This is a genomic window from Streptomyces coacervatus (genome assembly GCF_029223485.1).
GTDB lineage: Bacteria > Actinomycetota > Actinomycetes > Streptomycetales > Streptomycetaceae > Streptomyces > Streptomyces coacervatus.
In genome coordinates, this window is sequence record NZ_JARHTP010000022.1 from 50,417 (window position 1) to 71,386 (window position 20,970).

At 70.1% G+C, this 20,970-nt stretch carries 22 protein-coding genes; 10 read left to right on the plus strand and 12 right to left on the minus strand.

All coding sequences use genetic code 11. From position 1 onward, the window contains the following. Positions 1-13 precede the first annotated feature (13 nt). The 3 genes from P2Q00_RS40885 to P2Q00_RS40895 form a co-directional block, all read right to left on the minus strand. Entirely contained in the window at positions 14-1,015 is a 1,002-nt protein-coding gene (locus tag P2Q00_RS40885) for a methionine synthase (protein ID WP_275779658.1), read from the minus strand. A gap of 232 nt (positions 1,016-1,247) precedes the next feature. Next, positions 1,248-1,946 carry an SDR family oxidoreductase gene (locus P2Q00_RS40890; protein ID WP_275779660.1) on the minus strand — a complete coding sequence of 233 codons (699 nt, stop codon included), beginning with the start codon at positions 1,944-1,946 and terminating at the stop codon, positions 1,248-1,250. Between the two features lie 18 nt (positions 1,947-1,964). Next, on the minus strand, positions 1,965-2,504 hold the full coding sequence (locus tag P2Q00_RS40895) for an LOG family protein (RefSeq protein ID WP_275779662.1): 540 nt from the start codon (positions 2,502-2,504) through the stop codon (positions 1,965-1,967). A gap of 50 nt (positions 2,505-2,554) precedes the next feature. Here P2Q00_RS40895 and P2Q00_RS40900 point away from each other — a divergent pair, with 50 nt between their 5' ends. The 5 genes from P2Q00_RS40900 (at position 2,555) to P2Q00_RS40920 (ending at position 8,130) form a co-directional block, all read left to right on the plus strand. Further along, a complete protein-coding gene (locus P2Q00_RS40900) occupies positions 2,555-2,878 on the plus strand; it encodes a DUF427 domain-containing protein (RefSeq protein ID WP_275779664.1) in 324 nt (107 codons plus the stop codon). 47 nt (positions 2,879-2,925) lie between these two features. Next, entirely contained in the window at positions 2,926-3,699 is a 774-nt protein-coding gene (locus P2Q00_RS40905; RefSeq protein ID WP_275779666.1) for an alpha/beta fold hydrolase, read from the plus strand. A 152-nt stretch (positions 3,700-3,851) separates the two neighbouring features. Then, a complete protein-coding gene (locus P2Q00_RS40910; protein WP_275779668.1) occupies positions 3,852-5,480 on the plus strand; it encodes a glycosyltransferase family 2 protein in 1,629 nt (542 codons plus the stop codon). After that, the gene (locus tag P2Q00_RS40915; RefSeq protein WP_275779669.1) at positions 5,477-6,481 is read left to right on the plus strand and encodes a glycoside hydrolase family 26 protein; all 1,005 of its coding nucleotides are present in this window, start codon (positions 5,477-5,479) and stop codon (positions 6,479-6,481) included. The genes P2Q00_RS40910 and P2Q00_RS40915 overlap by 4 nt, the downstream gene beginning before the upstream one ends. An 8-nt stretch (positions 6,482-6,489) precedes the next feature. Further along, positions 6,490-8,130 (plus strand): glycosyltransferase family 39 protein, encoded by a 1,641-nt coding sequence (locus P2Q00_RS40920; RefSeq protein WP_275779672.1) that lies wholly within the window; start codon positions 6,490-6,492, stop codon positions 8,128-8,130. Between the two features lie 24 nt (positions 8,131-8,154). Here the strand turns inward: P2Q00_RS40920 and mnmA are convergent, their stop codons facing one another. Further along, positions 8,155-9,291 (minus strand): tRNA 2-thiouridine(34) synthase MnmA, encoded by a 1,137-nt coding sequence (gene mnmA, locus P2Q00_RS40925; RefSeq protein WP_275779674.1) that lies wholly within the window; start codon positions 9,289-9,291, stop codon positions 8,155-8,157. Between the two features lie 60 nt (positions 9,292-9,351). On the opposite strand from mnmA, the gene P2Q00_RS40930 reads away from it, so the two are divergent. Continuing rightward, on the plus strand, positions 9,352-10,011 hold the full coding sequence (locus P2Q00_RS40930; RefSeq protein ID WP_275779676.1) for an N-acetylmuramoyl-L-alanine amidase: 660 nt from the start codon (positions 9,352-9,354) through the stop codon (positions 10,009-10,011). Positions 10,012-10,197: 186 nt separating this feature from the next. Then, positions 10,198-11,721 (plus strand): multicopper oxidase family protein, encoded by a 1,524-nt coding sequence (locus P2Q00_RS40935; protein ID WP_275779678.1) that lies wholly within the window; start codon positions 10,198-10,200, stop codon positions 11,719-11,721. A gap of 20 nt (positions 11,722-11,741) precedes the next feature. Here P2Q00_RS40935 and P2Q00_RS40940 read toward each other — a convergent pair whose 3' ends face one another. From P2Q00_RS40940 to P2Q00_RS40950, 3 genes are all read right to left on the minus strand, one after another. Then, a complete protein-coding gene (locus P2Q00_RS40940) occupies positions 11,742-12,905 on the minus strand; it encodes a cysteine desulfurase family protein (RefSeq protein ID WP_275779680.1) in 1,164 nt (387 codons plus the stop codon). Between the two features lie 116 nt (positions 12,906-13,021). After that, positions 13,022-13,306, minus strand: coding sequence for a DUF4190 domain-containing protein (locus P2Q00_RS40945; protein WP_275779833.1), 285 nt, complete (start codon positions 13,304-13,306; stop codon positions 13,022-13,024). A gap of 38 nt (positions 13,307-13,344) precedes the next feature. Next, complete coding sequence (locus P2Q00_RS40950; protein ID WP_030942782.1) at positions 13,345-13,506, minus strand: hypothetical protein; 162 nt, start codon at positions 13,504-13,506, stop codon at positions 13,345-13,347. Between the two features lie 145 nt (positions 13,507-13,651). On the opposite strand from P2Q00_RS40950, the gene P2Q00_RS40955 reads away from it, so the two are divergent. Next, positions 13,652-14,278 (plus strand): TetR family transcriptional regulator, encoded by a 627-nt coding sequence (locus tag P2Q00_RS40955; protein ID WP_275779683.1) that lies wholly within the window; start codon positions 13,652-13,654, stop codon positions 14,276-14,278. A gap of 60 nt (positions 14,279-14,338) precedes the next feature. On the opposite strand, the gene P2Q00_RS40960 is transcribed toward P2Q00_RS40955, so the two are convergent. Both P2Q00_RS40960 and P2Q00_RS40965 read right to left on the minus strand, forming a co-directional pair. Then, a complete protein-coding gene (locus tag P2Q00_RS40960; protein WP_275779685.1) occupies positions 14,339-14,737 on the minus strand; it encodes a hypothetical protein in 399 nt (132 codons plus the stop codon). 141 nt (positions 14,738-14,878) lie between these two features. Continuing rightward, positions 14,879-15,856, minus strand: coding sequence for a helix-turn-helix transcriptional regulator (locus P2Q00_RS40965; protein ID WP_275779687.1), 978 nt, complete (start codon positions 15,854-15,856; stop codon positions 14,879-14,881). A gap of 114 nt (positions 15,857-15,970) precedes the next feature. On the opposite strand from P2Q00_RS40965, the gene P2Q00_RS40970 reads away from it, so the two are divergent. Beyond that, positions 15,971-16,558, plus strand: a complete 588-nt coding sequence (locus tag P2Q00_RS40970) for a TIGR03086 family metal-binding protein (protein ID WP_275779689.1) — start codon at positions 15,971-15,973, stop codon at positions 16,556-16,558. Here the strand turns inward: P2Q00_RS40970 and P2Q00_RS40975 are convergent. Then, a complete protein-coding gene (locus P2Q00_RS40975) occupies positions 16,545-17,405 on the minus strand; it encodes a thioesterase family protein (RefSeq protein ID WP_275779691.1) in 861 nt (286 codons plus the stop codon). The genes P2Q00_RS40970 and P2Q00_RS40975 overlap by 14 nt on opposite strands. 164 nt (positions 17,406-17,569) lie before the next feature. Here P2Q00_RS40975 and P2Q00_RS40980 point away from each other — a divergent pair, with 164 nt between their 5' ends. Continuing rightward, a complete protein-coding gene (locus P2Q00_RS40980) occupies positions 17,570-18,793 on the plus strand; it encodes an alpha/beta hydrolase (RefSeq protein ID WP_275779693.1) in 1,224 nt (407 codons plus the stop codon). On the opposite strand, the gene P2Q00_RS40985 is transcribed toward P2Q00_RS40980, so the two are convergent. Then, entirely contained in the window at positions 18,702-19,358 is a 657-nt protein-coding gene (locus P2Q00_RS40985) for a trimeric intracellular cation channel family protein (protein ID WP_275779695.1), read from the minus strand. The two genes, P2Q00_RS40980 and P2Q00_RS40985, sit on opposite strands and share 92 nt — an antisense overlap. A gap of 47 nt (positions 19,359-19,405) precedes the next feature. Then, positions 19,406-20,797, minus strand: a complete 1,392-nt coding sequence (locus P2Q00_RS40990) for a M1 family metallopeptidase (RefSeq protein ID WP_275779697.1) — start codon at positions 20,795-20,797, stop codon at positions 19,406-19,408. Positions 20,798-20,970: the final 173 nt, after the last annotated feature.

Consider the following 20,970-nt stretch of genomic DNA (forward strand, 5'->3'; position numbering starts at 1 on the left):
TGTTGTCCTCCCGTTACTCTGGGTTGTCCGCGAGGGATCTCGCCGCCCGGACGCAGTGGGCGAGGGCCTTGCGCGCGTAATCCGGGGAGGCCCCCGCGAGTCCGCACGACGGCGTGATGGTGACCGCCTCCGCGAGAAGCCCCGGTTGCAGCCCCAGCCTGCGCCACAGCGTCCTGACACCCATGACGCTACCGGCAGGGTCTGACAATCGGCCGTCCGTGCCCGGTACGACACCTGCGAAGAGCCGGGTGCCCGCTTCCACCGCCTCGCCGATCGTGTCGTCGTCACGCTCGGTGAGGAGCGAGAAGTCGAAGGAGATCGCCGCCGCGCCCGCCCGGCGCAGCACGGCGAACGGGACGTCCGGTGCGCAGGAGTGGACCACGGTGGGGCCGTCGCCGTGAACCCCCACGACGTCGCGGAGGGTGGCCTCGACGAGCTGGCGGTCGACGGCGCGGTGGGTGCGGTAGCCGCTGGCGGTCTTCACGTGGCCGCGGAGTACTGCGGTGAGAGACGGTTCGTCGAGCTGCAGGACGAGCTGCGCGCCGGGGATGCGCCGCTGTACCTCCGCCAGGTGCAGCCGCAGGCCCTCGGCGAGCGAGCCGGCGAGGTCGCGGCAGGCGCCGGTGTCGGAGAGGGCCGCCTCGCCGTTCTTCAGCTCCAGGGCGGCGGCCAGCGTCCAGGGCCCCACGGCCTGCACCTTCAGCGGGCCCTCGTACCCCTGTGTGAACTCCTCGAGTGCGTCGAGGTCTTCGCCGAGCCAGGAGCGTGCGCGCTTGGTGTCCCGGCCCGGACGGTCCCCGATCCGCCAGCCGCTGGGTTCCACGCGTGCGTACAGCTCCACGAGCAGGCCGGCGGTCCTGCCGATCATGTCGGCGCCGGGGCCGCGGGCGGGCAGCTCGGGGAGGAACGGGAAGTCCTCGAACGTCCCGGTGACGGTCTTGGCGGCCTCACGGGCGTCGCCGCCGGGCATGGAGCCGACGCCGGTGGCCGGCCCGAAGGAAAGGTCTGCGTTCACACGAGAAGCCTATGTTTCCCGCCCCCGCCGCCCCTACCCGTCCCGTACCGGGGGCCAGCCCCCGGACCCCCGCTCCTCAAACGCCGGAGGGGCTGAATTTTCGCCGGCCGGGGCTTGGTCTTTCAGCCCGTCCGGCGTTTGAGGACGAGGCCGTTCAGGCCGAAGCGGGGGTCTGGGGGCGGCAGCCCCCAGGGACGGGACGGGCAGGGGCGGCGGGGGCGAGGAAAAACCGTCAGCGACCCGGCCGCACCGTCAGATCATTGACCTCCGCGTCCCGCGGCAGGTCGACGGCCATCAGGATCGTCGTCGCCACCGACTCCGGGTCGATCCACTTCGACGCGTCGTACTCCTTGCCCTCCTGCTGGTGAACCTTGGCCTGCATGGGGCTGGCGGTGCGCCCGGGGTAGACCGAGGTGACGCGGACACCGGCCGCGTGCTCCTCGTGGCGGAGCGAGTCGGCGAGGGCCTTGAGACCGTGCTTGGACGCCGCGTACGCGGACCAGTCGGCGTGGGCGTTGAGGCCCGCGCCGGAGTTGACGAAGACCACATGGCCGCGGGCGGCGCGGAGTTGGGGCAGGAAGTGACGGGTCAGCTCGGCCGGGGCGATCAGGTTGACGTTGAGCTGGTGGCGCCAGGACTTCGGGGTGAGCTCGCCCACCGGGCCCAGGTCGACCACGCCGGCGATGTGCAGCAGTGAGTCGACGCGGTCCGGGAGCGTCTGGTGGGAGAAGGCCCAGGACAGCTTGTCCGGGTCGGCCAGGTCGCCCACCAGGGTCTTCACACCGGGGTACGCCGCCGCAAGCTCCTTCGCGCGGCCCGCGTCGCGCGCGTGCAGCACGAGTTCGTCCCCGCGCGCGTGCAGGCGGCGGGCGACGGCCGCGCCGATGCCGGAGCCCGCTCCGGTGATCACATGTGTAGCCATGCCCGCCATGCTCGCATCACGCCGGTGTCATGCGACGCCCTGGCCCTCCTCCAGGTACGCCAGCGCGCCCACCGGCTCCTCCGCAAAGAACACCAGGTCGGCGAGCGGACGGGGCAGGAACCCCTCGTCCTCCATACGCCGGAACTGCTCCTTCAGGCCGTCGTAGAAGCCGGCGGTGTTGAGCAGGACCACCGGCTTGTCGGTGTGGCCGTGCTTCTTCAGTTCCAGGATCTCGGTGGCCTCGTCGAGCGTTCCGGTGCCGCCCACCATGATCACCACTGCGTCGGCCTTCTCCAGGAGCAGCTTCTTGCGCTCGGCGAGGTCCTTCGCGATCACCATCTCGTCGGCGCCAGGCCGCGCCGTGGCCGCCAGGAAGTCCACGGAGACCCCGCAGAGCCGCCCTCCCGCCTCCTGCACGCCGTCGGCGACCACCTTCATCAGGCCTACGTCGGAGCCGCCCCAGACCAGCGTGTGCCCGCCCTTGCCCAGCAGTTTCGCGAACTCGCGCGCCGGGCGCGTGTAGCGGTCGTCGAGGTCGGCGGCGGAGAGGAAGACGCAGATTCGCATGGGATCACCGTACGCGGGAAGAACCGGGCGCCCGCGAACGCTTTTCCGGTATGGCCCAAGGACACACGATCACCATCGAGCAGGTCGACCAGCACGTGCGCGTGGTGCACGGCGAGCAGGTCCTGGCGGAGAGCGAACGGCCCCTCGTGCTGCGCGAGACGGGCTGTCCGCCGCGGTACTACCTCCCCGCCGAGGACGTACGGCTCGATCTGCTGACCCCGTCCGACACCCACACCTACTGCCCGTTCAAGGGCACCGCGAGCTATTGGTCGCTGCCGGACGCGGCGGACCTGGTGTGGTCCTATCCCGAGCCCAAGCCCGAGGTCGCCGAGATCAAGGACCACCTCTGCTTCTACGAAGTCGAGGTGTCGTGAGCGAGTAAGGGCGATTATTTCGCTGCCTTGGGGCAGTCTCCACAGGCATGGACAAGAAGACCATTTCGCGCGACGGCACCGCCATCGCGTATCAACGCACCGGGCAGGGACCCGCGGTCATCCTGGTCAGCGGCGCGATGTCGACGGGCGCCACCGTGGCGCCCCTCGCCGGGCCGCTCTCCGGCCGTTTCACCGTCGTCTCCTACGACCGCCGGGGCCGCGGCGAGAGCGGCGACACCCAGCCGTACGAGGTGGCCCGCGAGGTCGAGGACCTCGCCGCGCTCGTCGACGCGGTGGGCGGCGAGGCCTCGCTGTACGGCATCTCGTCGGGCGGCGCACTCGTCCTGGAGGCGGCCGCGAGCGGGCTGCCGCTCCGTCGGGTCGCCGTGTACGAGGTGCCGTTCGCCATGTACGAGGGCGGCGAGAAGGAGCGCGCCGAGTACACCCGGCAGCTCGGCGAGGCGCTCGGGCAGGGCCGGCGCGGGGACGCGGTCGAGCTGTTCCTCAGGCTCACCGGGCTGGCCGAGGAGATGATCCAGGGTGCCCGCAACTCCCCCATGTGGCCCGGCATGGAGGCGATCGCGCCGAGTCTGGCGTACGACAATGCAGTGATGGGAGACGGTCTGGTACCGCGGGACCGGCTGGCCGGGATCGACGTGCCCGTCCTGTCCCTCGCGGGCGGTGCGAGCCCCCCGTGGATGCGCGAGGCGGCCCGGGCCGTGGCCGAAACCGCACCCCAGGGGACGTATCAGGTTCTGGAGGGCCAGACCCACATGGTGGATCCGAACGCACTGGCACCGGCGCTTGCGGAGTTCTTCTAGTCGGGCGCACAAAATGGGCGCGCTCCCACGTCAAGACTTGATGAACCGGAAACCCACCGAGTCGGATGGTCACATAAGCTTCACAACCAACTCGCGCTTCCGGCGAGCCTCTTTGTCCCCCGGCATTCCGGCTCGCTTGTGGAGCACGACCCATGAACACCGCGCACACCCTGTCCGGCGGCGGTATCCCGGCGGTTCCGCCGCAGCGGCGCCGCCGGGCCGAACCGCGCAAGGCCCTTTCCGGCCAGAACCGCACCGGGCTGCTGCCCTCCCCGCCCGACGACCGGGAGAAGATCTCGTACGTCAGGCGCCACACCTGGGTGCTGACGTATTCCTCCCTCGTCGGGTTCGTGTGTCTGGTGATCAGCCAGGTGCAGGCCGCGGCGACCAGCGCGTGGATCTGGGCCTACATCCCGTTCCTGCTGCTGTCGGTCGTGAGCTTTCTGATCTCGTTCCGGCTGGACGCCTTCACCCCGAGCTTCGACCTGCGCGGGCACCGCCGTCTGGTCAAGTCGTGGCAGCCGGAGCGGTACCCGGACGTCGATGTCTTCCTGCCCGTCTGCGGCGAGCCCATCGAGGTCCTGCACAACACCTGGCTGCATGTGCGCACGCTGGCCGAGCACTACCCGGGGAGAGTCACCCCGATCGTGCTGGACGACTCCGACGACTCGGAGATCGGCGCGATGGCCGACGACTTCGGCTTCCGGTATCTGGTGCGCCCCAACCGCGGCTGGATGAAGAAGGCCGGCAATCTGCGGCACGGATTCGAGCGCTCTTCGGGCGAGTTCATCCTCATCCTGGATGCCGACTTCGCCCCGCGCGCGGACCTGCTGCACGAACTGCTGCCGTACATGGACCGAGAGCCGCGCACCGGCATCGTGCAGTCGCCGCAGTTCTTCCGGGTCCTGGACCAGCAGAACTGGATCGAGCGCGGGGCGGCGGCCGTCCAGGAGCTGTTCTACCGCAGCGTGCAGGTGTCCCGGCAGAAGAGCGACGGCTCGATCTGCGTCGGCTCCTGCGCGGTCTACCGGCGCAGCGCGCTGGCCGAGGTCGGCGGCACCAGCCTGGTCGAGCACTCCGAGGACATGTACACCGGCTTCGAACTACGCGCGCGTGGATGGGATTTGACGTACGTGCCGGTCGCGCTGTCCACCGGGGTGTGCCCGGACACCGTGGGCGCCTTCTACAGCCAGCAGTACCGCTGGTGCATGGCCTCGCTGGCGATGCTGGGAAGCAGGGACTTCTGGCGCACGAAGATGCGCTTCGTCAGCCGGCTGTGCTATCTGTCCGGATTCGTCTACTACATCGAGACCGGACTGCTGACCTTCAGCGGCCCGCTCATCGCCCTGACGATCATGCTGGCGGCCCCCGAGCAGCTGAAGCTGGCGAACATCGGCCTGGTGCTGCCCAGCGTCGTCTACCTGACCGTGATCTACCCGATCTGGCACCGCAATCCCTACCGCCTGGAGGCCTGGGCCACCCGCATCCTGTACGGCTGGGCGCACGCCTTCGCCGTCTGGGACACCCTGCGCCGCCGTCCGATGGGCTGGACGCCGACCGGGGCGGGCGGCGCCAAGGGCAGCAAGACGCGCCGTCTGTGGATCGGCATGTACGCCTGGAGCGGGACGACCGCCGTGGCGTGGATCGCGGTCGCGGTGTGGCGGATGAGCACCTCGCTCAGCCCGTCCGACTACGCCCTGATGCTCGCCTCCGGCCTGTTCTACGGCGTCGCGGTCGCCCGCGCCCTGATCCAGCCGCACGCCGAGTCGGCCGCCGTATGAGCCGGCCGACCGGGCCCCGCCGCCTGCTGCTGCTCGCCCTCGCCGGATCCCTACTGGCCGCTGTCTCCGCCTGCGCGCCGCCCGCCCCGCAGGTCTCCCCGGCCGCGGCGGCAAAGGCGCAGCAGCAGACACAGAGCGTCGAAACGCCGTACGACATACGCCCGTTGCTGAAGCCGGCGCACAAATACCTCGGTGTCGCCTTCAACGGCTCGCCCCGCGCCACTGCGCCCGTGACCGCCTTCGCCGAGAAGGCCGGGAAGCGGCCCAACCTGCGTGAGTACTACGCGAAATGGGGCGACCCGTTCCAGGCGGAGGTCAACCGCGCGGTGTGGGACGGCGGCCAACTGCCCTTCCTGGTCTGGGAACCCTTCTCCAGTACGGCCGCGCAGATCGCCGACGGCAAGGACGACGCGTACATCCGGGAGTTCGCCGACGCCGTGCGCGACTACAACCGGCCGCTCGCGCTGAGCTTCGGGCACGAGATGAACGGCGGCTGGTACCCCTGGGGCAGCAAGAAGACCGCCGCCGCGGACTTCGCGCGCGCGTGGCGGCACATCCACGACCTGTTCACCGACGAGGGCGCGGCCGATGTCATCTGGGTGTGGAGCCCGAACGTCATCAACCCGGTCCCGGACGTCCGGCTCAAGCCGTACTACCCGGGCGACGCGTACGTGGACTGGATCGGCGTCGTCGGCTACTACGCACTGAGCGGCCCGACCACCTTCCGCACCCTGTTCGGGCCGACCATGACCGAGATCCGCCGCTTCAGCCGCAAGCCGTTCCTCATCGCGGAGACGGGTGTCCAGGCCGGGGAGAGCAAGCCCACCGAGATCGCCGATCTGTTCGCGGGTGTACGCGCGCGTGCCGACGTTCTGGGCCTGGTCTGGTTCAACCTCAAGAAGGAGGCCGACTGGCGGATCAACAGCGGCCCGTTGTCGCTCGCCGCGTTCAAGAAGGCGGCGGCGGACGACTCCTTCGGCTTCGACGTCCGGAAACCGTAGGGGGCCCCATGGAACGCAACGACTCCACCATGCAACTGCCCGTGGCCCGGCCGAAGACCCGGTCGAGGGTGGCCGAGACGATGCAGCTGCGGGTGCTCAGGCCCCGCAGGTCCGGCTACGCGCTCCCGCCCGCCCCCGACTCCGGCTGGTCCGCCGCCCCGAGCTCCCGCCGCGCCCGGGTCAGCCGGCTCGTCCTGCTCGCCCTGCTGCTGATGCAGACCGCACTGTCGCTGCGCCTGCAGAACACCGCCTTCGAGGACGAGGCGCTGTACCTGTTCGCCGGCCACGCCGAGCTCGGCCATCTGCTGCACGGCACAAAGCTCTACGGCGGCTTCGAGAGCTACTTCTCCGGCGCGCCCGTGCTCTACCCGGTCCTGGCGGCCGCCGTCGACTCCGTGTTCGGGCTGGCCGGGGCCCGCGCGCTGAGCCTCGCCTGCATGCTGGGCTGCACGTCCCTGCTGTACGCGATGACGCGCCGGCTGTTCAACGAGCGGGCGGGACTGTGTGCGGCCGGTGTCTTCGCCATCGCCCAGTCGACCGCGTTCATGGGCAACTTCGCCACGTACGACGCCCTCGCCCTGTTCCTGCTGGCGCTGGCCGCCTGGATCGTCGTACGCACCGCGGACTCGCACCCGCTGCTGACCCTGCTCGCCGCCCCGGTCGCCGCGCTCGCCGTGGCGGTCAAGTACGCCTCGGCGCTGTATCTGCCCACCGTGGTGCTGCTGTGCGTGCTGACCGCCTACCAACGGCGCGGTCTGCCAAGGGCGTTGGCGCGTGGCGTGCTGCTGGCCGTGGTCACCGCCGTGCTGCTGGGCGCGGGGCTGTACGCCTCCGGGTACCTGGCGGCGATCCAGTCCACCACCACGGCCCGTGCGGCCGGTACGACGCCCTCCTGGACGATTCTGCGGGACTGCGCCCGCTGGGGCGGCCTGGCGGTCGCTGTGGCCCTCCTGGGGGCGTTCAGTTACGTCCGCAGCGGCCGGATGAGCGAGATGCCGGGCTGGCGCGGGGCCCTGCCGGGCGCCCGCTGGCGGGCCGCACTCGGTCTGCTGCTGGTCGGCACGGCCCTGCTCGCACCCGCCTACCAGCTGCACCTGCACACCGAGGTCTCGCTGCACAAGCACATCGGCTACGGCCTGTTCTTCGCCGCACCGCTCGCCGGGGTCGGCGTCACGCGGCTGATGGGCGCGCACTTCAAGTACCCGCAGTGGGCGATCTTCCTGGGCGTGGTCCTGCTGTCCAGCGGCATGTCGCAGGCGTACGACAACTTCCACGCATGGCCCGACTCCAGGGCCCTGGTGGCCGCTCTACGGCCGCATGTCGACGCGCACGGCACGTATCTCGCCGACACCTACGAGGTGCCGGTCTACGCGCTGGGGCGGGACACCTCGTACCGCCGGTGGAACTCGACCTACACGATCGACTACACGAGCCGTTCCGGGCGGCACCTCACCGGGGCCGCGGGCTTCAAGGCCGCCGTGGCGGAGCGGCACTTCACACTGATCGTGCTCGACCGCGGCAACCCGACGGGCCAGAGCACGACCGTCCGTGACGCGCTCATCCACTCGACCGGCTACCGCCTCATCGGCACGGTGCCGTATGCGACGGCCTGGGGCAGCAGCCGGTTCGAGCTGTGGGCGCCTTCCTAAGGTTTCCTAAGGTTTCCTAAGGGCTTACGCGACCGAAGTCGTCGTCCTCGCGCGCGTGGTCGTCGCGATCGTCGCCGAGCCCACCACGCGCGTGCCGTCGTAGAGCACGATCGCCTGGCCGGGGGCGACTCCGCGGACCGGCTCCGTGAAGGAGACCTCCAGGGTGGCGTCGACCAACTCGGCGGTGACCTCGGTCTCGCCGCCGTGGGCGCGCAGCTGGGCCGTGTAGCTGCCGGGACCGGAGGGGGCCGTGCCGCACCAGCGGGGCTTGATCGCGGTCAGCGCGGTCACGTCCAGGGCGTCGGCCGGGCCGACCGTCACCGTGTTGTTCACCGGCGAGATGTCGAGGACGTAGCGCGGCTTGCCGTCGGCTGCCGGGGTGCCGATGCGCAGGCCCTTGCGCTGGCCGATGGTGAAGCCGTACGCGCCCTCGTGCGTGCCGACCTTCGTCCCCGACTCGTCGACGATGTCGCCCTCGGCCTTGCCCAGCCGGCCCGCGAGGAAGCCCTGGGTGTCGCCGTCGGCGATGAAGCAGATGTCGTGCGAGTCGGGCTTCTTGGCGACCGCGAGGCCGCGGCGCTCGGCCTCGGCGCGGATCTCGTCCTTGGTGGTCACGGTGTCGCCCAGGGGGAAGAGCGCGTGCGCCAGCTGCTTCTCGTCGAGGACGCCGAGGACGTACGACTGGTCCTTGGCCATGTCGGAGGCGCGGTGCAGCTCGCGCGTACCGTCCTCGTTCACGATCACCTGGGCGTAGTGGCCGGTGCAGACTGCGTCGAAGCCGAGGGCCAGGGCCTTGTCGAGCAGGGCGGCGAACTTGATCTTCTCGTTGCAGCGCAGGCACGGATTCGGGGTGCGGCCGGCCTCGTATTCGGCGACGAAGTCCTCGACCACGTCCTCGCGGAACCGGTCGGCGAGATCCCAGACGTAGAACGGGATGCCGATGACGTCCGCGGCGCGGCGGGCGTCGCGCGAGTCCTCGATGGTGCAACAGCCACGCGCGCCCGTGCGGAACGATTGCGGGTTCGCGGAGAGCGCGAGGTGGACGCCGGTCACATCGTGGCCGGCCTCCGCGGCGCGGGCGGCGGCGACGGCGGAGTCCACTCCGCCGGACATGGCGGCGAGTACGCGAAGAGGGCGGGGGCGCTGCGAGGTGTCAGTCATAGCCCTTCAAGAGTAAGGGGGCGCGGGAACCGGAGCCCACGAGTATGCGTTGGTGATCACATGGGGGCAGGGAAGAGCGACGCGGACCGGCGGATCGGGCGCCGTGCGCTGCTGGCGGGCGGGGCGGCGGCCGCCGTCGGCACGGCCGTGCTGGCGCGCGGCGAGCTGTCGCACCTGTGGTGGCGGCTGCCGGGGGTGGAGAAGCCGCGGGTGGCGGGTGCGGTCGACTTCCTGGGTGCGCAGTGGGTGGCGGCCTCGCCCGCGAACTACCGGCGGGCCGACCGGCCGGACGACTACGCGATAGACCGGGTGGTCATCCATGTCACCCAGGGCGGCTTCACGAGTGCGGTCAAGGCCTTCGAGGATCCGGACCACAAGGCCGCGGCGCACTACATAGTCCGCAAGGACGGGCACATCACACAGATGATCCGCGAGCTGGACGTGGCGTTCCACGCGGGCAACCGGGAGTACAACGAACGCAGTGTCGGCATCGAGCACGAGGGCTTCGTGGAGCGTGCGTCCTCGTTCACGGACGCGATGTACGCGGCCTCCGCGCGGCTGACGGCAGGGATCTGCAAGCGGTACGGCATACCCGTCGACCGGCAGCACATCATCGGGCATGTGGAGGTACCGGGGACGGACCACACCGACCCGGGGCGGTACTGGGACTGGGACCGGTACATGGGGCTCGTGCGGTCGGCGAAGACAACGAAGTCGTAAAGCCTTCCGCCCGGACGAGGTGTCCGTTGCGTCCCTCACGCCATGCGCGATCTGGCCTTCCTCAACTCGACTTTCCCTCAAGGGAGTTGAGGGGCACCAGACGCTCAGGGCGCCTTCACAGCCCTCGCGGCTGCTTCCTAACTTCGCCCCAGTGCTTACACAGCCCTTAGTTCAACGATCCCGCCCATGACTCACACCACAGAGCACGGCTCGGGCACGGACGGACACGGTGAGAACGCCCGCAAGGGCAAAGGCATGCACCGCCGCAGGTTCCTCGGCGGCATGGCCGGAGTCGGCCTCGGGGCCGTCGCGGGGGCCGGGGCCGCCTTCTCCCTGCTGACCGAGGCGGGGAAGAGCAAGGCCTCCGCCGCGACCAACACCGCGACCCTGACCGTCCCCGACCTGCTGGAGGGCACCACCTCGGACAGCACCACCACCTTCACGCTGGAGGCGCAGACCGGCACCGCCGAGGTGATCTCCGGGGTCACCAGCGACACGATGGGCTACAACCAGTCGTTCCTCGGCCCCACCATGAAGTGGACCAGCGGCGACACGGTCCTCCTCAACATCACCAACAGCCTGGGCGAGGACACCACCGTCCACTTCCACGGTGCCCATGTCCCGGCCAAGATGGACGGCGGCCCCCAGGTCGCCTTCGCCGACGGGGAGACCTGGTCTCCGACGTTCACGGTCAAGGACGACGCCAAGACCCTCTGGTACCACCCGCACGCCCTCGGCACCACGGCCAAGCAGGCCGTGCACGGCCTGGCGGGCATGATCATCGTCGAGGACGACTCCACCGCGTCCTCCGACCTTCCCAGCACCTACGGCACCGACGACATCCCGCTCATCTTCCAGAGCCTCGCCGCCGACAGCGCCGGCGACCTCAAGTACAACCTGACCGGCTATCTGACCAGCGGGCTGGAATTCCCGCTGCTGCTCAACGGCACCAACGTCGACGACACCACGCTCACCTTCACGGCGACCAAGACCCGCACCCGCTTCCGCGTGCTCAACGCCTCGCCGTCGGACATCATCACCATCCAGCGCAGCGACGGCGGCAACCTCAACCAGATCGCCACCGACCAGGGCTATCTCACCGCGGCCACCGAGGTGACCAGCATCCGGCTGGTGGCGGGCGCCCGCGCCGAGTTCGTCCTCGACCTGTCGGACGCGGTCACGCTCCAGGCCGTCGTCACCACCGGCTGGGTGCGCGGCGGCAGCGGCACATACGACGTGCTCGCGATCACCGCGTCCGGCACCGACACCCCGGACGACCTGCCGAGTTCGCTCAACACGATCGACCGGTACGACACCAGCGACTTCACCGCCCGGACCATCACGCTGGGCCAGAGCGGCACCTCGATGACGATCAACGGCTCGGTCGGCACGAGCATGTCCGCGATGGCCATGATCAGCACCACACTGGGGTCCAAGGAGATCTGGACGATCAAGAACAGCACCCAGCTGGAGCACTCGTTCCATCTGCACGACGTGCCGTACCAGTTGATCTCCATCAACGGCTCGGATCCGACCGGTGTCGACCTCGGCTGGTTCGACACCTACGAAGTGGTCGGCGGCGGATCCATCGAGATCGCCATGGAGTTCACGGACTTCTCCGACGACACCTACATGTACATGCTCCACTGCCATCTGCTGCAGCACGAGGACGAGGGCATGATGGCGTCCCTGATGATCACCGACAGCTAGCGCGGTCGGATCGGTGCGCCTCAGGTCAGCCCGGCGGCGCGAGCACGCTCGACCGCCGGGCCGATCGCCTTCGCGACCGCCTCGACGTCCGCCTCCGTGGAGGTGTGGCCGAGGGAGAAGCGGAGGGTGCCGCGAGCCAGGTCGGGGGCGGTGCCGGTGGCCAGCAGCACATGGCTGGGCTGGGCGACGCCCGCGGTACAGGCGGAGCCGGTGGAGCACTCGATGCCCTGGGCGTCGAGGAGCAGCAGCAGCGAGTCGCCCTCGCAGCCGGGGAAGGTGAAGTGGGCGTTGGCCGGCAGGCGGTCCACCGGGTCCCCGCCCAGGATCGCGTCCGGGACGGCCGTACGGACGGCCTCGACCAGGCTGTCGCGCAGGGCGCCGATCTCCCGCTCGAACCACTCGCGCTGCTCGGCGGCCAGCCGGCCCGCCACCGCGAAGGAGGCGACCGCGGGCACGTCGAGGGTGCCGGAGCGGACGTGGCGCTCCTGGCCGCCGCCGTGCAGGACGGGTACGGGGGTGTACTCACGGCCGAGGACCAGGGCGCCGATGCCGTACGGGCCGCCGATCTTGTGGCCGGAGACCGTCATCGCGGCGAGGCCGGAGGCGGCGAAGTCGACCGGGACCTGACCGAAGGCCTGGACCGCGTCGGCGTGCAGCGGGATGCCGAACTCCCGGGCCACGTCGGCGAGTTCACGGACCGGCATGACCGTGCCGATCTCGTTGTTCGCCCACATCACGGTGGCCAGGGCCACGTCGTCGGGGTTGCGGGCGATGGCCTCGCGCAGTGCCTCGGGGTGGACCCGTCCGTATGTGTCGACCGGGAGGTACTCGACGGTGGCGCCCTCGTGTTCGCCGAGCCAGTGGACGGCGTCGAGGACGGCGTGGTGCTCGACGGGGCTGGCGAGGACGCGGCTGCGGGCCGGGTCGGCGTCACGGCGGGACCAGTAGAGGCCCTTCACCGCGAGGTTGTCGGCCTCGGTGCCGCCGGAGGTGAGAACGACCTCGCTGGGGCGGGCGCCGAGCGCTTCCGCAAGGGTCTCGCGGGCCTCCTCGACGGTACGTCGGGCCTGCCGGCCGGAGGCGTGGAGGGAGGAGGCGTTGCCCGTGACGCTCAGCTGGGCGGTCATCGCCTCGACCGCCTCGGGGAGCATCGGGGTCGTCGCGGCGTGGTCGAGGTAAGCCATGGTGGGCCCGATTCTACGGGGCCCCTGTCGTCGGCCGTACGTCAAGGCCGGGCTCGGCGACCGGGCCCCGTCGTCCTCGGGGAGGTCGGCCGTTCGTCATGGTGTGTGCCTCGGGCTCACAGGCTCCAGGAAACCGTGTTGGACATCTGCATGGCGATCACCAGGACCGCCAGGTCGGCGACGCCCAGGCCCAGACCCAGGTACGCACGGCCGCGGCGGGTGGTGCCGCGCCAGAGGGCGACGGCGGCCAGGACGATGGCGACGGGGCCGAGGAAGACGTTCAGCACGAGGAGGCCGAGAAGGCCGAGGATGAAGGACGCGACGGCCATGCCGTCGGCGTCACGGGCGGACTTGCGGGTGGTGGTGTCGGTGCGGCTCGTGGCCGGGGCGGTCAGTTGCATCGTGCTCATCTCCAGTGACGGGAAGTCGGGTCGGGCGGTCAGTTGGCCGAGGTGCGGCGGCTGTGGCGCTCACGGGCGGCGAAGATGCCGAGCCAGACGGCGATGCCGGCGGCCACGAGAGCGGTGACGGTGAGCGGCGCGTGGGCCACGGTGCCCAGGACCACGCCGAGCAGCATGAGTGCGGCGACGAGGAACAGCATGGGATTCGATCCCCCTCCGGGCGCCTTGTGAGGGCGCCTCTCGTTAAGTTTCGGTGAACGGTTGTAGTAACACTTGTTCACTGAACCTGAGTCTAGCGCGCCTCACGGCTTTTCAAATCCAGAGAACAGTTGTTAACTGGATGACATGAGTCACACCCTCGGCATCCGGCAGGCCCAGAAGCAGAAGACCCGGCAGGCGCTCCTGGACGCGGCGCTCGGTCTGCTGGAGGAGCAGAGCCTGAGCAGCCTGGGTCTGCGGGAGGTCACACGCGCCGTCGGAGTCGCCCCGACCGCCTTCTACCGCCACTTCCGCTCCACGGCGGACCTCGGCGTGTCCCTGGTCGAGGAGGCGCTGGGCAGCCTGCACCCGATGATCCGGACGACGGTGTCCGCGGCCGACTCCAGCGAGGAACGCATAGCCCGCGCCATCGAGTTGATCGCCGGCCATGTGGACGCGTACCCCGCCCATGTCCGCTTCATCGCCCGGGAGCGGCACGGCGGGGTCCAGCCGGTGCGGGAGGCCATCCGGGACCAACTGGCCCGGTTCGTCAAGGAGGTGAAGGCCGAGCTCGCCAAGGACCCCGTGTCCGCGGGCTGGAACGACGACGACCTGCTCATGCTGGCCCATCTGTACGTGGACCAGATGCTGATCACCGCGTCGTTGTTCCTGGAGGCGCTGGAGGGTCCGAGGGAGGAGCGCGAGCGCGTGGCACAGGTCGCGACCCGACAGATGCGGCTGATCAGCATCGGGCGGCACCACTGGCTGGACTGAGCCCGGGAAGCACGAAGGGGCGGCACCCCCGTTCACCGGGAGTGCCGCCCCTTGCCGTGGTCAGTTCTTGGTCGCCTGCGCGGAGGGGGCGCCGCTGGGCATCGCACCGCCGCCCCCGGCACCGCCCTGACCGCCGCCGCAGCCCCCGCCCTGACCGCCGCCAGGGCCGCCCTGACCGCCGCCGGCGGCCGAGCCGGCGCTGGGCGCACCGCTCGGCATGCCCGAGGGGGCACCGGACGGCTTGGCGCCGGCCTTGCCGGTGGGGGCACCCGAAGGAGCACCCGAGGGGGCGCCGCTCGGACGCCCGGAGGCGTTGCCGGTCGGTGCCTGACAGGCCTGCTGCTGGCCGGAGTTGCCGCTGTTCGAGGACGACGACGAGTCGCTCGAACCGCAGGCCGCCAGGACCAGAGGCGAGAGCGCCAGCAGGGCGACTGCGGGGACGAGACGCACACGCTTCATGAGAAACAACTCCAAGGAAGATGAGGGAGTCTTGAGTGCGGGAACTCAATCAACGGCGCTTAGGGCTTCCTTGAGCCTCCACTGTCCCCGGTCTGTGATTCAGGTAAAGCGCACCTCAAGACATCGCCCTGAACTGCGGATTCACAAACCACGCTCGCCTACTCGCTGGTACAGGTCCGTGACAGAAGCGGCCGCCGCGGCCAGCTCCGCGCGCACCTCGGGAGGCGAGAGGACCTCGACCCGGTCGGTGAACGCGAGCAGCGCGCGGGCCTCGCGGACAACTCCGTACGACAGTCGCGCCGTCACCCACTCGCTCTCGCCGTCGTCGTCGGGGAGTCCGGCGAGCTGCGAGGCGTTCAGGCGCAGGAACATGTCGAGGCGGTCGCGGCGGACGCGGACGGTGACATCGAGTCCGCCGGGGCGCTCCTCGACCTGGCGGCGCAGCACCTCCCAGACATCGGCGAGTTCGACGCCGGGCCGCCGCTTCACGGCGTCGTCCAGGACGGTGGCGGACTGCACCCGGTCGGCCCGGAAGAGCTGCGGTTTCGTACGGCGGTCGGCGACGAGGTACCAGACACCGGCCTTCGACACGAGGCCGTACGGATCGACGGTGTACGTCCGCGCCTCCTGCTCCCCGCTGTGCCGGTAGCGCAGCCGCAGCCGACGGTCGGCGAAGACGGCGTCCTGCAGGGTGCCCAGGTCGACGACGGGCTGCGGGCCGCCCTTCCAGCGTGTGGCGTCGACGAGGATGCGACGGGAGGTCACCTCGGCGGCCGGGCGGTACGGCGCCGGCAGCGCGGCCATCACCTTGCGCAGCGCCGAGCCGAGCGCCGCGTCCAGGCCGAGCGCGGCGTGTGCGCCCTGCGCGGCCAGGATGAACAGCGCCCGGGACTCGTCGGCGGTCAGCCCCGTGACGTCCGTACGGAACCCGGCGAGCAGCTCGATGCCGCCGTGCCGCCCGCGCTCGGCGTAGACGGGGACCCCGGAGGCGGACAGGGCCTCGACGTCCCGGTAGATGGTCCGCACCGACACCTCCAGCCGGTCGGCGAGTTCATGCGCGGGGACGCGGCCGCGGGTCTGCAGGAGCAGCAGGATCGAGAGCAGGCGGTCGGACTTCACAGCACCAGAATCGCGCCGCGCGAAGGTCTCCGGCAAATGTTGACGGAAACTGTCAGGTTATGCGGCGAGTCTCTGACCCGAGAGCCCGTCAGAACCCGCCGAGGAGAGGCCCCCATGAACGCCATCGACCCCCGCCCCCTGTACACCCGCGCCACCGAGCAGATGGCGGCGCTGATCAAGACCGTACGCCCCGAGCAGCTGACGGGCCGGACCCCCTGTACCGAGTACGACGTCCGCACCCTGCTCAGCCACATCGTCGGCGGCACCCTGCGTATCGCGGTGGTCGGCGAGGGCGGCGACGGGCTCGCCGTACGCCCGTTCGCGGACGACGTGGCGGACGACGACTGGACGGCGGTGTACGACGAGGTCCGCACCCGGGTCCTGAAGGCCTGGGAGAGCGACGCGCGCATGGAGGCGCCGGTGCGGGTGCCGTGGGGCGAGGTCCCGGGCCGCGCGGCCCTGTCCGGCTATGTGATGGAACTCGTGACCCACACCTGGGACCTCGCCGAATCCCTCGGTCGCCCTCTTGAACTCGACCCGGAACTGGCCGAGTTCGCCCTCGCCACCGCCCGCCGGGTCCTGCCCGCCCCGGAGCGCGACGAGCAGACTCCCTTCGCCGGGGCCCTGTCGGCCCCCGAAGGAGCCGACATCTACGGGCAGTTGGCGGCCTGGCTCGGGCGGGCGCCGCTCAGCGGAGCCTGACCCGGGCGAGCTGGCGGGACTGGGCGACCAGGCGGTCCGCGCTGTCCCAGACCTCGGCGTCCTCCTCCAGGAAGCCGCCGGCGAGGTTGCGGGTGGTGATCGAGATGCGCAGCGGGCCCGGGGCGGGGCGGCAGCGGACGTGGACGGTCAGCTCGACCGTGGGGACCCAGCCCTTCAGGCCGAGCTCGAAGGCGGTGGGCGGGAGCGCGTCCACCGCCAGGAGGAGGGAGAGCGGGTCGGCGTCCCGGCCGTCCGCCAGGCCGAACCAGGCGCGCATCTCGCCCTTGCCGGACGGTGCACCGAGTGCCCAGCCGAGGGTGGCGGGGTCGAGCTTGATCATCAGACGGTCGGCGATCGCCGAGCTGCCCGAGACGGGCGCCGGGCCGTCCGAGGGGCCGAAGCACTGGTCCAGCGGCGGGATCGCGGGCGGCCGGGCCGTCGTACGGACGTCCTCGGGCAGCGAGTCCAGGTCGCCGTAGGAGGCGAGGACGCGGATGCGTTCCACCTCGCGGCCCTGCTCGTCGTACTGGAAGAGGGAGGCCTGGCCGGTCGAGAGGGTGCGGCCGGTACGTACGACGTCGGTGCGGACGACCGCCGGGCCCGGCTGGGACGCGGTGAGGTAGTGGGCCGAGATCGTGAACGGGTCGGAGTGCGGCAGGGCGTCCGCGAGTGCGCGACCCAGGACGGCCAGCAGATAGCCGCCGTTCACTGCGTTGATGATGGTCCAGCCGGCGGAGAGGTCGATGTCGTACACGCCGGGTGCGCGCGGGACGAGCGCGGTGTCCCGGTCGAACTCGCTGTCGCCGATGGCGGCCCTGACGGCCTGCGCGGAAGCTGCTTCTGACATGCCTGAACCGTACAATGAGAAACTACTAAGCGGTAGCTTTCTGAGTTACGGCTGCGTGACACGTTCGTGCCACCGCCACCCTCCCGGGTGAGGTTCCGGCAATTTCTTGGTAAGTGTCCGCACTCGTCCTCAACCCGGGGCCCCTTCTCCCCCTCTATGGGGACATGAGCCTCACCGGGACTCCGTTCCTCTACACGCTGATCGTGTTGTTCGCGGTCGCCCTGATACTGCCGCTCGCCCTGTGGACGCGGATGCGCGGGCCGAAGGCCCTGCGCACGGCTGCCCGGATGCTGATGCTGCTGTTCGCCCAGGGGACGGCGGTCGCGCTGGTCTTCACGCTCGTCAACAACGCCAACAACCTGTACGACAACTGGGACGACCTGCTCGGCACGGGCAACCATGTGCAGCAGGCCGCCAACCTCGGCGCCGACGGCACCGGCGGAATAGCGCTGAAACGGTTGCCCAAGGTCAGGCAGAACTTCACCCCGGCCACCGGACCGGGGATGCGCGACGTGAAGGAGACCCAGCTCAAGGGCCGGGTCTCCGGTGTGAACGCCGAGGTCTACGTGTGGCTGCCGCCGCAGTACGACGAACCCGCCTATCGGCACCACAAGTTCCCGGTGGTGGAGCTGCTGCCCGGCTACCCGGGCTCGGCGAAGGCATGGTTCGGTTCGATGAAGGCGACCCAGCAGCTGGCCCCGCTGATGCGCAGCGGCCAGGTCGCGCCGTTCATCCTGGTCGCCCCGCGCACCAACCTGCTGGCCGGCGTCGACACGGGCTGCGCGAACATCACCGGCCAGGTCAACGCCGACAGCTGGCTCAGCATCGACGTACCGAAGATGGTCATGGACAACTTCCGCGCCGAGCCGGGCCCCAAGGGCTGGGCGACCGCCGGGTACTCGGCCGGGGCGCACTGCGCGGTCAAGCTGGCGGTGGCGCACCCGAACCGCTACATGGCCGCGATCAGCATGTCCGGCTACAACGACCCGATCGGCGAACGCAATTCGCTCGCCGCGCAGAACCCGACGGTCAGGGCCGAGAACAACCCCTACCTGCTGCTGCGGAAGTCGCCCACCCCGCCCCGGATCGCGCTGTACGTCTCCGGCCAGCCGCACGACGGCTACGAGGCCGGCGTCGCCCTCGAACAGACCGCGAAGGCCCCGACGACCGTGCACGTCATCTTCATCCCGAAGACCGCGGGCGGCCACACCATGGCGCTGTGGCGGCCGCAGGTGGTTCCTTCGTTCCGCTGGCTCACGGTGGAGATGGGCCAGCACCACCTCCGGACCCGGGGCGCTACTCCTCACGTACCGTCGACCGCCGGTTCCACGCACGCGGCGCTCGCCAGTGGTACTTCATCGCGAGCAGCCGCAGGACAAAAGCGGTGACGACCGCGAGCCCGCTGGTGAAAGGGGTCAGGGCGTCGTAGCGGATGCACAGGACGGCCATGGTGGCGCCGACGATCGCCGGGACCGCGTACAGATCGCGGTCCCAGCGCAGCAGCGACGGCACCTCGTTGGCGAGTACGTCCCTGAGCACCCCGCCGCCGACGGCGGTGGCGAGGCCGAGGGTCGCGGACTGGGTGAGGCCGAGCCCGTACTCGTACGCCTTGGTCGTCCCGGCGACGCAGAACAGGCCGAGGCCGGCCGCGTCGAAGACATTGACGGCGACCTGGATGCGCTCCACCTGCGGGTGGAGGAAGAAGACCAGGAGGGCGGCGAGGAGCGGGGTGAGGAAGTAGCCCAGGTCCGTGAAGGCGGCCGGCGGCACGGCCCCGATGATCAGGTCCCTCAGCAGCCCTCCGCCCAGCGCGGTGACCTCGGCGAGTACGGCCATCCCGAAGATGTCGAAATTCTTGCGGACGGCCAGCAGCGCGCCGGAGATGGCGAACACGAAGATGCCGACGAGGTCGAGCGTGTGCTGGACGGAGGGACTGAACAGTTGCGGGAACACCCATACATTCTTACCTATGAGAGGGTGCTCCCCTTGCAATACAAGGGTCAGAGGGTCGGTTTCCCTGTTGTGAACAGCCAGGTCTGGAACAGGTCGTCCAGTCGCTGACCACTGACCTTCTCCGCCAGCCTGATGAAGTCGGCCGTGTTCGCGTTGCCGTAGCGGTGGATCCTCGTCCAGGTCGGCAGCAGCTTGAAGAAGGCGGTGTCGCCGATGCGTTCGCGCAGCATCTGCAGGGTCATCGCGCCGCGCTGGTAGACGGCGGAGGTGAACATGGTGTCGCGCTGCGGATCGGCGACGACGGTCTGCCAGAAGGCGCTGTCCGCCGGGCGGGCGTTGTAGGCGGCCAGGAACGAGTCGTGCGCGCTGCGCGTGCCCTGGTGCTCGGCCCACAGCCACTGGGCGTAGGTGGCGAAGCCCTCGTTGAGCCAGGTGTCCTGCCAGCGCTCGACGGAGACCGAGTCGCCGAACCACTGGTGGGCCAGCTCGTGCACGATCGTCATCTCGCTGCGCACGGCCGAGTAGGCGGGCTTGCTCTGCACCTCCAGCGAGAACCCCGCCTGCGGCATGTCGTCGACGATCGCACCGGTCTCCTCGAACGGGTACGGGCCGAAGACCTGCGACCAGTAGTCGGTGGCGGCGGCCGTGACGGCGTACACGTCGACGCTGTTGCTGTTCGCGAGCACCGGGTCGATCGCGACATAGATCGGGATCCCGGACGGCGTCCGGCCGGTCTTCACGTCGAACTTCCCGATCGTCGCGGTCGCAAGGTAGGTCGCCATGGGCTTGCTCTCGCGCCAGTGGGTGTACGTCGAGTCGCCCTTGTCGTACGTCGAGACGAGCCGGCCGTTGGAGACGGCGGTCAGACCCTTGGGGGCCTTGATGCGGATGTCGTACGTGGCCTTGTCGGAGGGGTGGTCACTGGACGGGAACCAGGTGGAGGCGGCGTTGGGTTCGCAGACGACGAAGACGCCGTCCGCGGTCTTCATCCACCCGTATGGGGAGCCGAAGATGATCGGGCCGCCGAGGGGTTCGGGGACGCCGCCGTAGGTGACGGTGACCATGAAGTCGCGGCCCTCGGGAAGGGCGCCGCGCGGGGTGATGTGCAGTTCGTCGCCGTCCCGGGTGAACTCGGCGCGTCTGCCGTTCACTTCGACCCCGGCGACCTCCAGTTTCTGCAGGTCCAGGTCGAAGGAGGAGAGGCTCTGGGTGGCGCGGGCGGTGAGCGTCGTACGGCCGTCGAGGCGGTCGGTGTCCGGGTTGTACGCCACGTCGAGGGCATAGTGGCGGGCGTCGAACCCGCCGTTGCCGAGATTGGGGAAGTAGGTGTCGCCGATACCGGGGGCGCCCGGAGTGGAGGCGGAGGAGGCGGCGATGACGAGGAAAGAGGCCGCCGCTGTCGCGAGGGCCCCTAAACGTGCCGAACGGGAGAGTGCCATGAGTCGTCCCTTCGGGATGTGTTCCGATCAGACGGACGGACCCGACACTGCACCCCGCCGATCGGTCATGGACATGACTTTGCCAACTTGTCATGCCCAACGCGACAGTTGACTCCTGATGACCGGCCCCCGAATGTCCGACTTACGGGAATTAGAGCCATCAATTGATTGAG

Coding starts and splice junctions, on each gene's coding strand:
- P2Q00_RS40950 (WP_030942782.1), bottom strand. CDS start 13,506: ATGCTGTTCCTCGTCGCCGCACTCATGCTGCTCGGCGTGGTCCTGGGC.
- P2Q00_RS40900 (WP_275779664.1), top strand. CDS start 2,555: ATGGCCCAAGGACACACGATCACCATCGAGCAGGTCGACCAGCACGTG.
- P2Q00_RS40930 (WP_275779676.1), top strand. CDS start 9,352: ATGGGGGCAGGGAAGAGCGACGCGGACCGGCGGATCGGGCGCCGTGCG.
- mnmA (WP_275779674.1), bottom strand. CDS start 9,291: ATGACTGACACCTCGCAGCGCCCCCGCCCTCTTCGCGTACTCGCCGCC.
- P2Q00_RS40890 (WP_275779660.1), bottom strand. CDS start 1,946: ATGGCGGGCATGGCTACACATGTGATCACCGGAGCGGGCTCCGGCATC.
- P2Q00_RS40945 (WP_275779833.1), bottom strand. CDS start 13,306: ATGCAACTGACCGCCCCGGCCACGAGCCGCACCGACACCACCACCCGC.
- P2Q00_RS40905 (WP_275779666.1), top strand. CDS start 2,926: ATGGACAAGAAGACCATTTCGCGCGACGGCACCGCCATCGCGTATCAA.
- P2Q00_RS40915 (WP_275779669.1), top strand. CDS start 5,477: ATGAGCCGGCCGACCGGGCCCCGCCGCCTGCTGCTGCTCGCCCTCGCC.
- P2Q00_RS40895 (WP_275779662.1), bottom strand. CDS start 2,504: ATGCGAATCTGCGTCTTCCTCTCCGCCGCCGACCTCGACGACCGCTAC.
- P2Q00_RS40935 (WP_275779678.1), top strand. CDS start 10,198: ATGACTCACACCACAGAGCACGGCTCGGGCACGGACGGACACGGTGAG.
- P2Q00_RS40975 (WP_275779691.1), bottom strand. CDS start 17,405: ATGTCAGAAGCAGCTTCCGCGCAGGCCGTCAGGGCCGCCATCGGCGAC.
- P2Q00_RS40970 (WP_275779689.1), top strand. CDS start 15,971: ATGAACGCCATCGACCCCCGCCCCCTGTACACCCGCGCCACCGAGCAG.
- P2Q00_RS40955 (WP_275779683.1), top strand. CDS start 13,652: ATGAGTCACACCCTCGGCATCCGGCAGGCCCAGAAGCAGAAGACCCGG.
- P2Q00_RS40920 (WP_275779672.1), top strand. CDS start 6,490: ATGGAACGCAACGACTCCACCATGCAACTGCCCGTGGCCCGGCCGAAG.
- P2Q00_RS40910 (WP_275779668.1), top strand. CDS start 3,852: ATGAACACCGCGCACACCCTGTCCGGCGGCGGTATCCCGGCGGTTCCG.
- P2Q00_RS40990 (WP_275779697.1), bottom strand. CDS start 20,797: ATGGCACTCTCCCGTTCGGCACGTTTAGGGGCCCTCGCGACAGCGGCG.
- P2Q00_RS40960 (WP_275779685.1), bottom strand. CDS start 14,737: ATGAAGCGTGTGCGTCTCGTCCCCGCAGTCGCCCTGCTGGCGCTCTCG.
- P2Q00_RS40940 (WP_275779680.1), bottom strand. CDS start 12,905: ATGGCTTACCTCGACCACGCCGCGACGACCCCGATGCTCCCCGAGGCG.
- P2Q00_RS40980 (WP_275779693.1), top strand. CDS start 17,570: ATGAGCCTCACCGGGACTCCGTTCCTCTACACGCTGATCGTGTTGTTC.